This is a genomic window from Vibrio sp. 10N.261.51.F11 (genome assembly GCF_041471665.1).
GTDB classification, from domain to species: Bacteria; Pseudomonadota; Gammaproteobacteria; order Enterobacterales; family Vibrionaceae; genus Vibrio; species Vibrio crassostreae_C.
Genome location: NZ_JBFROW010000122.1, coordinates 1 through 850, shown reverse-complemented (window position 1 = coordinate 850; position 850 = coordinate 1). Strand labels below are relative to the sequence as shown.

Annotated in this window: 1 protein-coding gene; it reads right to left on the bottom strand. The window is 42.4% G+C overall.

Annotated elements, in window-relative coordinates; all coding sequences use genetic code 11:
- Positions 1-850, bottom strand: an 850-nt coding sequence (locus tag AB4351_RS22195) for an L-dopachrome tautomerase-related protein (RefSeq protein ID WP_372127202.1), incomplete at both ends; no start/stop codon positions are given.

Sequence of the window (850 nt, the reverse complement as noted above, 5' to 3'; positions counted from 1 at the left end):
AAAGCAGGGTGGAAGTGAAGAGAGTTTTGAGTGACGTACAAGTAATCACCCTGGATAGAGAAACCATCTGCCCATGACAATAACTTGTCATCTTGTGCAAAGATTTTGTAGCCGTCTTTATTCACCACACCAACAGCATTTTTCTCAATATCACCGACATAGATATCACCGTTATCTGCGATAATCATGCCATCACTTGGACGTTTTTCACTGAAAAATTCAATCTGCTCGGCCAATGCATCTTCACTAAGCGCTGTGTTAGCAAGAGCAGCGGCAGGAATACGGTAGATAGCACTACCATTGACTGTACCAAAATATAGCCATTCATTATTTGCATCAATAGTGATTGGATTCACACCAAGATAAAGCGCATCAACGCTACCATCTTCACGCTTTGTCGCCATACGAGAACTATCAATCACAACCTCATGCTCAGGTGAAAGCAGTGCTTTATTTGATTGCAAAACGCGGCGAGATTTACCTGTATTTAAATCTACAACAACAAAGGCAGGCGCAGCTTCGCCATACAGATTACCTAAACTCGTATCGGCAATGTACATCTGGTTACGCAGTGTATCTAATGCAAAATCCTGTAAAAAAGAGTTACCGACCTGTACGTCTTTTCCAATTTCAATGCGTTTAAATAGCTTATCGTTGACGGTATCCCATGCAACAATTTGCGAAGGCGAAGTTTCACTGCCCATATCTAACACCCACACAACACCATCATCGGTACTATCAATACCGATTACTGAAGCCAAACCAACCTCACCTTTATCTGGACCATCTGCCCAGTCTTGGGTTGGAAATGCTTTGGTTGAGCCATCCTTCATCAATTCAACAACACGAA